14 protein-coding genes are annotated in these 12868 nt (G+C 69.7%); 3 read left to right on the forward strand and 11 right to left on the reverse strand.

The window, feature by feature from the left end; genetic code table 11:
* Positions 1-331 precede the first annotated feature (331 nt).
* The 3 genes from ACWDU4_RS03505 to ACWDU4_RS03515 all read right to left on the reverse strand — a co-directional run bounded on the left by ACWDU4_RS03505 (position 332) and on the right by ACWDU4_RS03515 (position 1926).
* A complete protein-coding gene (locus tag ACWDU4_RS03505) occupies positions 332-457 on the reverse strand; it encodes a hypothetical protein (protein ID WP_450112463.1) in 126 nt (41 codons plus the stop codon).
* Positions 458-639: 182 nt separating this feature from the next.
* The gene (locus ACWDU4_RS03510) at positions 640-771 is read right to left on the reverse strand and encodes a hypothetical protein (RefSeq protein WP_450112464.1); all 132 of its coding nucleotides are present in this window, start codon (positions 769-771) and stop codon (positions 640-642) included.
* Between the two features lie 168 nt (positions 772-939).
* Positions 940-1926, reverse strand: a complete 987-nt coding sequence (locus ACWDU4_RS03515; protein WP_450112465.1) for a bile acid:sodium symporter family protein — start codon at positions 1924-1926, stop codon at positions 940-942.
* A 93-nt stretch (positions 1927-2019) separates the two neighbouring features.
* Between ACWDU4_RS03515 and ACWDU4_RS03520 the strand changes: the two genes are divergently transcribed.
* On the forward strand, positions 2020-2886 hold the full coding sequence (locus ACWDU4_RS03520) for a LysR family transcriptional regulator (RefSeq protein WP_450112466.1): 867 nt from the start codon (positions 2020-2022) through the stop codon (positions 2884-2886).
* An 11-nt stretch (positions 2887-2897) separates the two neighbouring features.
* On the opposite strand, the gene ACWDU4_RS03525 is transcribed toward ACWDU4_RS03520, so the two are convergent.
* The 5 genes from ACWDU4_RS03525 to ACWDU4_RS03545 form a co-directional block, all read right to left on the reverse strand.
* Positions 2898-3833, reverse strand: coding sequence for a phosphatidylinositol mannoside acyltransferase (locus ACWDU4_RS03525; protein ID WP_450112467.1), 936 nt, complete (start codon positions 3831-3833; stop codon positions 2898-2900).
* Positions 3834-4043: 210 nt separating this feature from the next.
* Positions 4044-4823 carry an ABC transporter permease gene (locus tag ACWDU4_RS03530; protein ID WP_450112468.1) on the reverse strand — a complete coding sequence of 260 codons (780 nt, stop codon included), beginning with the start codon at positions 4821-4823 and terminating at the stop codon, positions 4044-4046.
* Positions 4820-5587, reverse strand: coding sequence for an ABC transporter ATP-binding protein (locus tag ACWDU4_RS03535; RefSeq protein WP_450112469.1), 768 nt, complete (start codon positions 5585-5587; stop codon positions 4820-4822). Before ACWDU4_RS03535 ends, ACWDU4_RS03530 begins: the two co-directional genes overlap by 4 nt.
* Positions 5584-5952 (reverse strand): DUF1048 domain-containing protein, encoded by a 369-nt coding sequence (locus ACWDU4_RS03540; RefSeq protein WP_450112470.1) that lies wholly within the window; start codon positions 5950-5952, stop codon positions 5584-5586. Before ACWDU4_RS03540 ends, ACWDU4_RS03535 begins: the two co-directional genes overlap by 4 nt.
* A 2-nt stretch (positions 5953-5954) precedes the next feature.
* Positions 5955-6284 carry a PadR family transcriptional regulator gene (locus tag ACWDU4_RS03545; RefSeq protein ID WP_450112471.1) on the reverse strand — a complete coding sequence of 110 codons (330 nt, stop codon included), beginning with the start codon at positions 6282-6284 and terminating at the stop codon, positions 5955-5957.
* Positions 6285-6594: 310 nt separating this feature from the next.
* Between ACWDU4_RS03545 and ACWDU4_RS03550 the strand changes: the two genes are divergently transcribed.
* Positions 6595-7530, forward strand: coding sequence for a DoxX family membrane protein (locus ACWDU4_RS03550; RefSeq protein WP_450112472.1), 936 nt, complete (start codon positions 6595-6597; stop codon positions 7528-7530).
* Positions 7531-7580: 50 nt separating this feature from the next.
* On the opposite strand, the gene ACWDU4_RS03555 is transcribed toward ACWDU4_RS03550, so the two are convergent.
* The 3 genes from ACWDU4_RS03555 to lysX are packed head-to-tail and all read right to left on the reverse strand — an operon-like array spanning position 7581 to position 12442.
* Positions 7581-8186: a histidine phosphatase family protein gene (locus ACWDU4_RS03555; RefSeq protein ID WP_450112473.1), complete on the reverse strand. Its 606-nt coding sequence runs from the start codon at positions 8184-8186 to the stop codon at positions 7581-7583.
* Between the two features lie 12 nt (positions 8187-8198).
* Positions 8199-9005, reverse strand: coding sequence for a DUF998 domain-containing protein (locus ACWDU4_RS03560; RefSeq protein WP_450112474.1), 807 nt, complete (start codon positions 9003-9005; stop codon positions 8199-8201).
* A 56-nt stretch (positions 9006-9061) separates the two neighbouring features.
* Positions 9062-12442 (reverse strand): bifunctional lysylphosphatidylglycerol synthetase/lysine--tRNA ligase LysX, encoded by a 3381-nt coding sequence (gene lysX, locus ACWDU4_RS03565; RefSeq protein WP_450112475.1) that lies wholly within the window; start codon positions 12440-12442, stop codon positions 9062-9064.
* Between the two features lie 47 nt (positions 12443-12489).
* Between lysX and ACWDU4_RS03570 the strand changes: the two genes are divergently transcribed.
* Positions 12490-12708, forward strand: a complete 219-nt coding sequence (locus tag ACWDU4_RS03570; protein WP_450112476.1) for an RNA-binding S4 domain-containing protein — start codon at positions 12490-12492, stop codon at positions 12706-12708.
* Positions 12709-12868: the final 160 nt, after the last annotated feature.

The raw sequence follows: 12868 nt of genomic DNA on the forward strand, positions 1-12868 counted from the left end.
GATCTCGTGGACCAGACGCACCCGCAGGGCGTCGAGTTGCCGCATCCGCGCCGACAGCTCCGGTACCAACTCGAGCAGGGTCTTCTCGTCGAGACCCCAGGCCTCCACCCCGTGGGGTGCGGTGAGCATCTCGTCGAGTTCCATGAACCAACACTAGTCGAACGTATATTCGATTTCAATTGAAGAATATTGATACGCAACAATATTTGAGACAACCTTGACGATATTCAGGGCCTGTCACGTCACGTTAGATCGACATGATCGAAGGCTATATGGAAACCCCCGTCCCACAGCGGGAACGGGGGTTCGGGTCCGTGTCGGACAGCTCAGCTCAGCCGAGGAATGGCACGGGCTGGGGATGCGGCTGAGGCTGTGGCTGGGGGTGGGGTGCCTGTGGTCCGAAGCCGGGGATCTGGAAGAAGTTGCCGAAGAAGTTCTGGAAGTGGTTGATGTCCATGACTTCTGTCTACGCACCGAACCTGGGTGTGGGGTGGCACGAACCTGGCAATCGGCCGACAGCTCGGCATGTTTGGACATTTCCCCGGGTCGGGTTGCGTGCGTGGTGTGGCGGTACCGCCGTCGGACATGCGAAAGCGCCCCCGTCCCCATGAGGGACGAGGGCGCCGGTGTGGCGTGAGATCAGCTGCCGAAGAACGGCGCCGGTTGCTGCGGCTGGGGCTGGGGGAGCGGGGGCAGCGGTGCGGCCGGGCCGAAGCCGCCGGGGATCTGGAAGGCGTTGTTGATGGTGTGGTGGAAGTGGTTGATATCCATGAGTTCTGTTCTACGGACGATTCCTGGCCGGGCGATGGCAGCAACCTGGCAATCGGCTAGCAGCCTCGGAAACACGCCACGGCTCAGCTCGGAGTGTGCTGCGGCTCGTGTGACTGGGGGACCTCGGCGGCGGAGCAGCGGGGTGATGCGTGTGCGGCCGCGGTCCGGCTAGACCGAGACCGGCGCGGGAGCCCGCTTCGCCAGCCGTGCGGCGATAGCCGCGCACACGAGCAGCTGCATCTGGTGGAACAGCATGAGCGGCAGCACGATCAGGCCGATCGGCTGCCCGGGGAACAGGACCGTCGCCATCGGCAGGCCCGTCGCGAGGGACTTGGTGGAACCGCAGAACAGGATCGCGGTGCGGTCCTCGTACGTGAAGCCGAGGCTCCGTGAGCCGTACCAGGTCAGCACCAGGACGATCGCGAGCAGCACCGCGCACACGCCGACGAGCGCGAGGAGCCGGCCGACGGACACCATCGACCAGATGCCCTCGTTCATGCCGCGGCTGAATGCGACGTACACCACCAGCAGGATCGAGCCTCGGTCCACCAGCTTGAGCGGCTTGCCGTGCTCCTTGACCCAGCCGCCGACCCAGCGGCGCAGCAGCTGCCCGGCGGCGAACGGGACCAGCAGCATCAGCACGATGTCGAGGACCGCGGACCCGCTGAACGTGACGCCCTGCGTGGACATCGTCAGCGCCACCAGCAGCGGGGTGACGAAGATGCCGAGCAGGCTCGACGCGCTCGCCGAGACCACCGCGCCAGGGATGTTGCCGCGGGCGACGGACACCAGGGCGATCGCGGACTGCACGGTCGACGGCAGCAGGCACAGGTACAGCAGTCCGAGGTACAGCGGGTCGGTGAGCACGGACGGCACCAGCACCTTCGCGGCGAGCCCGAGCAGCGGGAACACCACGAAGGTGATCGCGAGGATGGTGACGTGCAGGCGCCAGTGCCTGAGGCCGTCGATCGCCTCCTGGGTCGACAGCCGCGCGCCGTAGAGGAAGAACAGCAGGCCGATGGCGATCTTCGCCGCCCACGCGACGGTGTCGAGGGCGATCCCCTGTGCCGGGACCAGCGCCGCGAGCGCGACGGTGGTGAGGATGGCGACCAGGAACGGGTCGAGCCGGCCCAGCAGGGGGATCTTCGAGAGCATCACCCGACGGTAACGGGCAGGTCACTCATTCGCGAACTCGATAGCCATGATTTCAGCGATCACAAATCGTGATCGACGTGGTTGGATGATGGGGTGTACGAGCCGATCCAGTTGCGCAGCTTCTTGGCCGTGGAGCGTGAGGGCGGCTTCACCGCCGCCGCGCGGCGCCTGGGCCTGCGCCAATCCACCGTCAGCCAGCACGTCGCGAAGCTCGAGGAGGCCGTCGGCCGACAGTTGTTTCTCCGGGACACCCACGGCGTGGAACTGACCGCGGACGGATCCGCGATGGTGGGGTTCGCGCAGGACATCCTCGACCGGCACGACGCCGCCGAGCAGTACTTCGCCGGGTCCACCGTGAGCGGACGCCTTCGGTTCGGCGCGTCGGAGGACCTGGTGCTCTACGAACTCCCCGAGATCCTCGCCGAGTTCCGGCGCGGCCATCCCCGGGTCGACCTCGAGCTCACCGTCGGTCTCAGCGAGGATCTGCACCGCCGGCTCGCGGACAACGACCTCGATCTGATGTTCGGCAAGCGGCGGCCGGGGGAGCAGCACGGGGAACTGATCTTCCGCGACCGTCTCGCCTTCCATGCCGCGCCGGGTTACGCACTGGACGGCGAGGGCCCCGTCCCACTGGTCACCTACCCGCCGCCGTCGCTGACCCGGGAGGCCGCGCTGGACGCGCTCCGGCGCAGCGGCCGCGGCGCGCGGATCACCTGCACCACCGACAGCCTCAACGGTCTGCGCGCCGCCGCGCTGGCCGGGCTGGGGGTGGTGCTGCACGCCGAGAGCCTTCCCCCTTCTGGACTCGAACCCGTTCGAGGGCAAGGACTTCCGGAAGCAGGGTCCATCGAGTTCGTCCTGGTGGCGCGCCGGACCATGCTCACCGAACCCGAATCCGCGCTGCGTGCCGTCATTCTTGCCAACGCCGACCGGCTCCGGGCACGCAGTCGTAGGCGCTGACCCGAGCTCGGCTACTCCGGGAACGTGGTGGCAGGACGGTCGATCGGTCGACGTGACGGGCTCTCGTGACCACCGGATCGGCCGGCAGGGAAGTCGGTGGTCCACACCGGTTGCAGCATGTGCCAGTCGGCCGGATGCGCTGCGATCCCGGTGGCGAACCGGTCGGCCAGGGTCTGGGTCGTGTCCCGCAGGCCTCCGGCGGTGTCGATCGGCGCGCCGACGTCGAAGCCCCAGCCGTCGGGGGTGAACCAGCAGTTCACCGGCAGCAGGGGCGCACCGGTGTCGATCGCCAGCCGTGCCGGACCTGCCGGCATCCGGGTCGGTTCACCGAAGAAGCTGACCGGGACGCCGGTGCCGGTCAGGTCGCGTTCGGCGAGCAACCCGACGATCCGCCCCTCCCGCAGGCCCGCGGCCAGCCGTTCGGACGGCGGCATCGCACCGCCGGTCAGCGGAATGATCTCGAATCCCAAGCTTTCACGGAACCGGACGAAGCGCCGGAACAACGACTCCGGCCGGAGTCGCTCGGCGATGACGATGGGCGAGCCCACCCGCTGCGCCACCCAGACCCCCGCCAGGTCCCAGTTGCCGCTGTGCGTCAACGCCAGGACGGCCCCGGTGCCGCGCTCGACCGACTCGTGAATGTGCTCCAGCCCGGTCGCCGACGCCTCGACGCTCTCGGCGACTCGCACCGGATCCATCGACGGCAGCCGGAACGCCTCGCACCAGTAGCGGGCATAGGAGCGCACGTTCGCACGGATCAGGCCGTCGGGCACCTGGGATGGTGCCGTGGCGATGACCCGCGCCAGGTTGCGTCGCAACTGGTCCGGTCCGCCCCCGCGGGCGGCGAGGTCGGCGCCGATCTCGAACATGCGGCCGGCCCACCGCTGCGGCAGGGCGCGTACCAGCCGCCACCCGGCCGCGTACCCGAGGTCTCGGGTTCGATCCATCCGGTTCACCGGTCACCGCCGATCGGGGCTCGACGGCGGCAGACACCTGCCCATCCCTTCAGTGTCCTCCCAATGGGGGTGGTCCACATCCAGGGGAGGTGACCGCGGCACGCACACCCCGAGGCCCCGGAAGCCAGTGGCTTCCGGGGCCTCGGTGCCGATGCCGCGCAATCCTGTCGAGCACACTGCGAGGCGACGGTCCGTGATCGTCTAGGCGAACTTGCGTCGGTAGATCGCCGTCGCGGCCAGGTACGAGACGACGAGGATGCCAGCGCACCAGGCGAGCGCAACCCAGATGTCGGAGCCCGCGGGGTTGCCCGCGAGCAGGTCGCGGATCGCGTTCACGATCGAGGTCACAGGTTGGTTGTCGGCGAACGCCCGTACCGGTCCGGGCATCGACTCGGTGGGAACGAACGCGGAGCTGACGAACGGCAGGAAGATGAGCGGGTAGGCGAACGCTCCCGCGCCGTCCACCGAGCTCGCCGAGAGGCCCGCGATCACGGCGAGCCAGGTCAACGCCAGCGTGAACAGGATCAGAATGCCTGCGACCGCGAGCCATTCGAGGGCGTTGGCTCCCGAACGGAAACCCATGAGCAGGGCGACGCCGACGACGATCACGAGCGCACTCACGTTGGCGACCAGCGAGGTCAGCACGTGTGACCACAGCACCGACGGGCGGGCGATCGGCATCGACTGGAACCGCTCGACGATGCCGCCCTGCAGATCGTTGAACAGCCGCACCGAGGTGTACGCGACACCCGACGCGATCGTGATGAGCAGGATGCCGGGCAGCAGGTAGGTGGCGTAGTCGCCGGTGCTCGTGCCGGTGCCCGCGCCGGTGTCGATGGCCCCGGCGAACACGAACACGAACAACAGCATGATCGCGACCGGCGTGACGGCCGTCGTGATGATCGTGTCCGGACTGCGGGTGATGTGGCGCAGGGAGCGCCCGGTGAGTGCCGTGGTGTCGGCGAGAACGTGGGTGGTCATGACCGGTCCTTTCCGGCGCCGACGAGGCTGAGGAAGACCTCTTCGAGGGTCGGTTGCTTCTCGACGTACTCGACCTTCGCGGGCGGGAGCAGTTGCTTGAGTTCGGCGAGGGTGCCGTCGACGATGATCCGTCCCTGGTGGAGGACCGCGATCCGGTCGGCGAGTTGTTCGGCCTCCTCCAGGTACTGCGTCGTGAGGAGGACCGTCGTGCCGCCGTCGGCGAGGTCCCGCACGGCCTGCCACACTTCGTTGCGCGCCTGGGGATCGAGTCCCGTCGTCGGTTCGTCGAGGAAGATCACCGGCGGGTTCCCGATGAGGCTCATCGCGATGTCGAGGCGCCGGCGCATGCCGCCCGAGTAGGCCGAGACCTTCCGGTCCCCGGCGTCGCTCAGCGAGAAGCGCGCGAGCAGCTCGTCGGCGATCGCCCCCGGATTCGTCAGGTGCCGGAGCCTGGCGATCAGCGCGAGATTCTCTCTGCCGCTGAGGATCTCGTCGACCGCGGCGAATTGTCCGGTGAGGCTGATGGATTCGCGCACGTTCGCCGCCTGCGCGGCGACGTCGAAGCCGTGAACCGCTGCCGTGCCTGCGTCCGCCTTCAGCAATGTGGCCAGGATCTTCACGAGGGTGGTCTTGCCGGCCCCGTTCGAGCCGAGCAGTGCGAAGATGCTGCCCCGTTCGACCTCGAAGTCGACGCCGCGCAGCACGTGGAGTTGCTCGTACGACTTCTCGACGCCCTGCACCCGGATGGCTGCCCGCCCGGTCACGGCTGCTCCCCCCGCTCGATGTCGTCGATCGCCTTCGTGAGCCGAGCGCGTTCCTTGTCGATCCACTGCTTGCCGGTGTAGGCCTGCGCGAACGTCTCGGCGAACTCGACCGGGTCGTCGCCGACGATCGCCCGCACCGGGGTGCCGTCGGCCGCGGCGCGCTCCCAGAGGTCGGCGGAGTCGCCGAACATGGTCAGGAGGGTGTCGCCGTCGGTGACGCCCCCGTAGTAGGTGAGGTACCGCTGGATCGCCTTCGCGGCGGCCGCATACGGTTCGGGGAGGGCCTCGATGCGGGCCTTGTCCCGCTTGAACTGCTTCTTCTGCTCGAGCGAGCCGGTGAGGGTCTCGATCCACTTGGCGCCCATGGTCACTTCTCTCCTTCGTGGAGCTGCTCGATCCGTTCCGCCAGGAAGCTCCAGTTCCTCCAGAACTCGTTCAGTTGGTCTCGTCCCCGCGCGTTGAGGGTGTACACCTTGCGCGGCGGCCCCTTCTCGGATGGAACCTTCTCCACGTCGACGAGGTCGCGCTGCTCGACTCTGACGAGCAGGGCATAGATCGTGCCCTCCGCGATGTCCGCGAAGCCCTGCTCGCGCAGCCTTGCCGTGATCTCGTAGCCGTAGGCGGGTCGCACCGCCAGGATCGCGAGCACGATGCCCTCGAGGACTCCCTTGAGCATCTCGGTCGCCTGCTTGCCCATCGCACCTTCTCCCAGTACTCGGTGTTGCTGACTACCGGTACAAAGTAACACTGAGTACCGGTAGGTGGCAACACTTAGTAGTGGACGGTTCTCGTGCGGTCCCACGGCGCTGTTCGCGGTGGATCGGTTGGTGCCCATGGGTTTCGGCGCCGGCACCGCGGCGTTGGTGCGGGTGTGATGCTCATGGTGAGGCGCTACGTGGTGGCCCGAACGCCTGTTCCCCACGCGTGACACGCCGAGGAGGGTTGGCCGGGCGCCCTCGGGGGTATCTGTGGTTACGGTCGCAAGTAACCGAACAGGGAGGCCGTTGATGATCGTTCGTCGTATCGCCCGTCCGCTGCTCTCCACGGTCTTCATCGCCGGTGGGATCGATGCGTTCCGGAACCCGGCGGCCAAGGTGCCCGCCGCAACCGCCGTCGAGCAGGCCGCGGACAGGCTGCCCGCATCGATCTCGGAGAAGGTTCCCTCCGATCCGGAAACGCTGGTCAAGATCAACGCCGCGGTTCAGGTGGGCGCCGGTGCACTGCTGGCCGTGGGCAAGGCGCCACGGCTGGCGGCGCTGGCACTCGCCGGCAGCCTCGCCCCGACCACCGTCGTGGGCCACGCGTTCTGGAACGTCGAGGATCCTGCCCAGCGCGCTGCGCAACGAATGCAGTTCTTCAAGAACCTGTCACTGCTCGGTGGGCTGTTGATCGCCGCCGTCGACACCGAGGGCAAGCCGTCGCTCGGCTGGCGGGGCCGGCGGGCCGCCCGGCACGCGCAGGACCGGGTCGCGGAAGTGTTCGCCACCGAGTCGGGGCACCCCGCGCTCGCCCTCGTGTCCGATCGGGCCCAGGTGGCGGCCGAACACGCCGGCGTACTCGGCGGCGAGGCCCTCGAAGTCGCGCGGGAGCGCGGCGCGGACGCCCTCGAAGTCGCGCGCGAGCGCGGCGCGGACGCCCTCGAGACCGCCCGTGAACGCGGCGGCGAGTGGGCTGAGCTGGCCCGTGAGCACGGCACCGAACTCGCCGAGAAGGTGCGTACCCGGGGGGTCGAGCTCGCCGAGCTGGCCCGTGAGCGCGGCGAGGAACTGGCCGAGATCGCCCGCGAACGCGGCGAGGAGCTGGCCGAGATCGCCCGCGAGCGTGGCGGCGAATGGACCGCGGCAGCCGGGGGGCAGGTCGAGGTGCTCGGGCGCCGTGCGCGCCGGAAAGCCGAGCGAGCTCTCGATATCGCCAGGGAACGCGCCGCCGACCTGCAGCGCTGACCCGAGGTCCCGGCTCGCCGGCGCACTGCCGGGGCGCTCGGCCAGGGGCGTCAGCGGTGCCGGGGGAGCAGGTCTCGGACGTGCCCGGTCTCGTTGACCGAGGCGGGTCGGGCCTTTCCGTTGCGGGAGAACAAGATCCGGGAGACCGACGTGTAGTCGATCGGGAACGTGAGCGGCCGGTCCAGGCCGAGCAGGTGCTGCAGGTAGATGTTGATGACACCGCCGTGTGCCACGACGGCGACGGTGTCCTCGTGGTCGGCGGCCGCCACGACGCGGCCCATCGCGGACAGCACCCGGTCGCGGAACTCGGCCTCGTCGACGAACTCCGGAAGGTGGCCGGCGAGGATCCGGGCGTACGCCTCGGGTGCCGCCGTCTTCGCCTCGTGGATCGGGATGTAGTGCGAGAGCCTGCTGTCGTACTCGGCGAGATCCTCGTCGACGTCGATCGTCAGGCCCCGCGCCTCGGCGAGCGGCGCCGCGGTCTGCCGCGCGCGCAGCTGCGGGCTGGTGACGATCCGGGCCACCGGGTACGGCGCGAGTGCCCCGGGCAGTCGCGCGGCCTGCGCCTGCCCCTCCGGGGTCAGCGCCGGATCGGCGGGGGCGTCGTCGGTGAAGACACGTTCGGGCAGTGCGTGGCGGATCAGGAGCAGTTGCACCCCGTCACGGTCTCACGAGCCCGATTCCGTCGTCGCGGGCGGTGGTGCGGTTTCACGTGGAACCCGGTCGTGCCCGGGAACCCTGCTGTGCCCGAATGCCGTACACAGTGCGAGGTAGACGATCCAGCTCGTCACCGCGACCAGTTGCAGCCGCTGCGCGTAGCCGAGCAGCCACACCTCGTCCCCGCGGCCGTCCATGTCGATCGCGAACACGGTCCACACGTTGCCGACCACGTAGGTGATCACGATCGCGATGCCCACCCATCGCAGCCAGTGTGGCCAGCCGTACCGGTACGCGGCGATGATGAACGCGAACACCGACACGCCGGCGGCGGTCGCGGCGCCGACGCTGGTCAGGGCGTGCGCGAGCCTGGCCTCGTCGAGCAGTCCCGCCTGCTCGCGCGCCGCGCAGGCGGCGCTGGCGTGGGCCGAGCACTCGAGCGGCATCCGGGAGTCCAGGGCCGTCGAGATCGCGAACACCGCCAGCCCCACCCAGCCGATCGTCGTCAGGATCCGGCGGGGACGCAGCGTCAGCGCGACCGCCGCGGTGACCGTGAGCAGGATGCCGGTGAGCAGGTCGCCGGTGCGGAAGATCAGCCCGTACGGCTGGTCCAGCGCGGCCAGTTCGCTGACGTACGCGCGGGACGGGTCCAGACCCGTCGGCAGCACCAGCTCGAGCAGCCAGGACGAGTACAGCACCGCGCCGAGCAGGATCGCCACGATCACCACGATGCGGGTCCGGTGCTGGCGGTCGCTCTCGCCGCCGGCGACGGCGTCTCGGTCGTCGCTCACCGGTGTGGTCGTGTCCCGTCCTGACATGGGTCCATCCTCCCCGACACCGCTCCGGTCACCGCTGTGGCCGCGCCACTCACCGGTCACTGCCGCGGCTTCGCCAGGGGGAACGCGAGGGTCTCGCGGATGCTGCCGCCGGTGATGAGCATGACCACCCGGTCCACGCCCATGCCGAGGCCGCCCGTCGGCGGCATGGCGTGCTCGAGCGCCTGCAGGAAGTCCTCGTCGAGTTCCATCGCCTCCTCGTCACCGCCCGCAGCGAGCAGTGACTGCTCGGTGAGCCGGGCCCGCTGGTCGACCGGGTCGGTCAGTTCGCTGTACGCGGTGCCCAGTTCGATGCCCCATGCGACCAGGTCCCACTTCGCCGCGACCCCGGGGATCGTGGGGTGCGGCCGGGTCAGCGGCGACATCGACGTCGGGAAGTTCGTGTAGAAGGTGGGGAACTCGGTGTGGTCCTCGACGAGGTGCTCGTACATCTCCTGCGCCACCGCACCGGCGTCCCAGCCCGGCTGGTACGGGATCTCGTGCTCGTCGCACAGCCGCTGCAACTCGGCGAGCGGCGTCTCCGGGGTGACGGGGACGCCCAGCTTCTCGGCGACCGCGCCGTGCATGGTCTTGACCGGCCACTCGCCGGAGATGTCGACCTCGACCGGCTCGCCGTCCGGGCCGGGCCGCAGGATGATCTCGCGGCCGTGCGCGGCGACCGCCGCCGCCTGGATCAGCTCGCGGCACAGCACCATCATCTGCTCGTAGTCGCTGTGCGCCTCGTATGCCTCGAGGATCGTGAACTCCGGGTTGTGCTTGAAGTCGACGCCCTCGTTTCGGAACACCCGCCCGATCTCGAACACCCGCTCCATCCCGGCCACGCAGAGCCGTTTGAGGTACAGCTCCGGCGCGATCCGCAGGTACAGGTCCAGGTGGTAGGCGTTGATGTGGGTCAGGAACGGGGCCGCGTTGGCGCCGCCGTGCACCTGCTGCAGGATCGGCGTCTCCACCTCCAGGTACTGCCGCGCGGTGAGCGTGTCCCGCAGCGACTTGACCACCGCGCTGCGCGCCACCAGCAGGTCCCGGGCGTCGGGGTTGATCGCCAGGTCCACGTACCGCTGTCGCACCCGGGTCTCCGGGTCGGACAGGCCCTTCCACTTGTCGGGCAGCGGGTGCAGGCACTTGCCGTTCATCCGCCAGTCCGCGGCCAGCAGCGACAGCTCGCCCTTGCGGCTGCGCCCGATCGTGCCGCTCACCTCGATCAGGTCGCCGAGGTCGAAGTCGGCGGTGAACTCGTCGAGGCGATCGCCGACCGTGTTCCGGTCGAACAGCACCTGCAGGTCCCCGGACCAGTCCCGGACCACCGCGAACGCGACGCCGCCGTAGGCGCGGATCCGCAGCAGCCGGCCGGCGATCCGCACCCGGGTGCCCTCCGGGGACGCCGCCGCGGCCGCGACCGTGTGCGTCGGCGGGTAGGCGACGGGGTATGCGTCGACACCTTCAGCGGTCAGCCGGTCCAGCTTGTCCATCCGCACCCGCACCTGCTCGGGCCGGCGCGGGCCCGACTCGGGTGCGGCGGCCGCGGGGACAAGCGCGGCGATCGCGGCGACGCCGTCGGGTGCGCTGCCGTCCGCGTGCAGCGTCCCGGTGCCGGTCATCGCGGCAGGCACCGCCTCGTGCACCCCCGTGTGCTTGCTCGCGTCCCGTCGGCGCAGGCTCGGCAGGGTCAGGAAGCCCTCGGCGATCGCCGAGGCGACACCCACCTTGGGCAGCACCCGGCGGTCCGCGAAGCACAGGTACCGCGGCGCCCAGTCGGGCTGGTACTTCACATTCGAGCGGTACAACGCCTCGAGCTGCCACCACTTGGACGCGAACACCAGCAGCGACCGCCACATCCGCAGGACCGGTCCGGCACCGATCCGGGCGCCCTCCTCGAACACCGACCGGAAGACGGCGAAGTTCAGCGAGATCCGGTTGATCCCGAACCGGTCTCCGCCGGTGGCCAGCTCCGTGACCATCAGCTCGACGACACCGTTGGGAGCCTTGGGGTTCCGCCGCATCAGGTCCAGTGACACCCCGCTCACGCCCCACGGCACCAGTGACAGGATGCCGAGCACCTCGCCGTCCGGGTCCGTCTCGGTCGCGGGCCCGACCGCCTCGACGAGCAGGCAGTCGCCGTCCGCCGGGTCCCCGAGGCGGCCGAGCGCCATCGAGAATCCGCGTTCGGTCTCGGTGTCACGCCACGCGTCCGCGAGGGCTGTCACCCGCCTCATGTCCTCGGCCGGGATGTCGCGGTGCCGGCGGATCCGCACCGTCACACCCTGTTTGCGGACCCGGTTCACGGCCTGGCGCACCTGCCGCATCTCGCGGCCCGCGAGGTCGAAGTCTCGGGTGTGCACGATCGCCTCGTCGCCGAGCTGAAGGACCGTCAACCCGGCCCGGTCGTACGCGGTGGCGCCGGCCTCGCTCGCGCCCATCACGGCCGGAGTCCAGCCGTAGGTCGAGGCGAGGTCGAGCCACGCGTCGATGGCGTGCGGCCACGCCTCCTCGTCGCCGATCGGGTCACCGCTGGCCAGGCAGACCCCGACCTCGACGCGGTAGGTCACGGCGGCCTTGCCCGAGGGCGCGAACACCACCGCCTTGTCACGGCGGGTGGCGAAGTAGCCGAGCGAGTCGTCCCCGCCGCCACGGGCGAGCAGGCCGCGCAGCGCGGACTCGTCGTGGCCGGTGAGGGCGTTGCTCGAACGCTGCGACCGGAACAGGACGACCACCGCGGCGAGCAGGGCGAGGGCGCCGAACAGGCCGAGCAGGGTGTTCACGAAACCGTGTGGGCGCCCGTCGAACTGCTCGTTGTCGATGGCCGCGAGGGCGGTCACCCGGTTGAAGGCCCACAGCAGGCGCTGGCCCTGCGGGAGGGTGCCGGGGAACAGTTCCACCAGGCCCCACCCGAGCAGGGTGCCGATCACGAGCCCGGCGACCAGGACCCCGAGCGCCTTCCACCCCGCGCCGCGCCGCACCCGCGTGTAGAACTGCGGCCGCGCCGCGACCAGGATGCCGATCACCGCCAGGTGCACCACCAGTGCGACAAGGTTGTTCACGTTGCGGTCGACCGCGAACTCGACGATGTTCGCGACCGCGAGCAGCACCAGGTAGATCGTGAGCAGCCACCACGCGATCCGTTTACGGCTTGCCAGGGCCGCTGCGAGCAGGCCGAGCACCAGCGCCCAGGCGAAGCTCGTGTCGGGGGCGTCGAAGTAGTAGTCGTCGATGTACGCCCGCACCGGATGGATGAAGTACCGGAGCACCGGCGACAGGCTCCACAGGAACACGAGGACGGCGTAGACGCCGAGGACCAGGCCGGCGATGTGGGGAACCTGCGCCAGGCGGCCGTCGGCCGGGCGCGGCAGCGCCCGCGACGGCACCGGCTTCGGCTTCGGCTTCGGCTGAGCTGACGGTTCACTCGTGGTGATCGGCGGCATGAACCCAGTGTGAACGGTCCCGCGGCCGGGTGCGGGATGATGAGGTCATGTCCGCTCCCGAAGACGTCCCCATCCGCGACGAGGTCATCCGCCTCGGTCAGTTCCTCAAGCTCGCCAACCTGATCGACTCCGGCGCGGAGGCCAAGGAGGTCATCGCCGACGGCCTGGTCACGGTCAACGGGGAGGTCGAGGTGCGGCGCGGTCGGCAGCTACGAGCCGGCGACGTCGTCGAGATCGGTGGCATGCGCGCCCGCGTCTCGCACTGACCGCAGCTCGTCCGGCCGAGGGGCACCCTCGCGCGGGTGGGTGGAACGCCGGTGCGCGTGAGCCGGGGATGGCCCGCTATCGTCCGGTCACCTTCGGGGTTTCGTAATTGGCTGGTGGTCAATGGTTTTCGGTGCAACGGCTGTCGAGGGAATTGTCTCG

Source organism: Rhodococcus sp. NPDC003348, from assembly GCF_053589375.1.

Coding starts and splice junctions, on each gene's coding strand:
- ACWDU4_RS03550 (WP_450112472.1), top strand. CDS start 6,595: ATGATCGTTCGTCGTATCGCCCGTCCGCTGCTCTCCACGGTCTTCATC.
- ACWDU4_RS03560 (WP_450112474.1), bottom strand. CDS start 9,005: ATGTCAGGACGGGACACGACCACACCGGTGAGCGACGACCGAGACGCC.
- ACWDU4_RS03510 (WP_450112464.1), bottom strand. CDS start 771: ATGGATATCAACCACTTCCACCACACCATCAACAACGCCTTCCAGATC.
- lysX (WP_450112475.1), bottom strand. CDS start 12,442: ATGCCGCCGATCACCACGAGTGAACCGTCAGCTCAGCCGAAGCCGAAG.
- ACWDU4_RS03545 (WP_450112471.1), bottom strand. CDS start 6,284: ATGGGCAAGCAGGCGACCGAGATGCTCAAGGGAGTCCTCGAGGGCATC.
- ACWDU4_RS03570 (WP_450112476.1), top strand. CDS start 12,490: ATGTCCGCTCCCGAAGACGTCCCCATCCGCGACGAGGTCATCCGCCTC.
- ACWDU4_RS03505 (WP_450112463.1), bottom strand. CDS start 457: ATGGACATCAACCACTTCCAGAACTTCTTCGGCAACTTCTTCCAGATC.
- ACWDU4_RS03540 (WP_450112470.1), bottom strand. CDS start 5,952: ATGGGCGCCAAGTGGATCGAGACCCTCACCGGCTCGCTCGAGCAGAAG.
- ACWDU4_RS03530 (WP_450112468.1), bottom strand. CDS start 4,823: ATGACCACCCACGTTCTCGCCGACACCACGGCACTCACCGGGCGCTCC.
- ACWDU4_RS03515 (WP_450112465.1), bottom strand. CDS start 1,926: ATGCTCTCGAAGATCCCCCTGCTGGGCCGGCTCGACCCGTTCCTGGTC.
- ACWDU4_RS03525 (WP_450112467.1), bottom strand. CDS start 3,833: ATGGATCGAACCCGAGACCTCGGGTACGCGGCCGGGTGGCGGCTGGTA.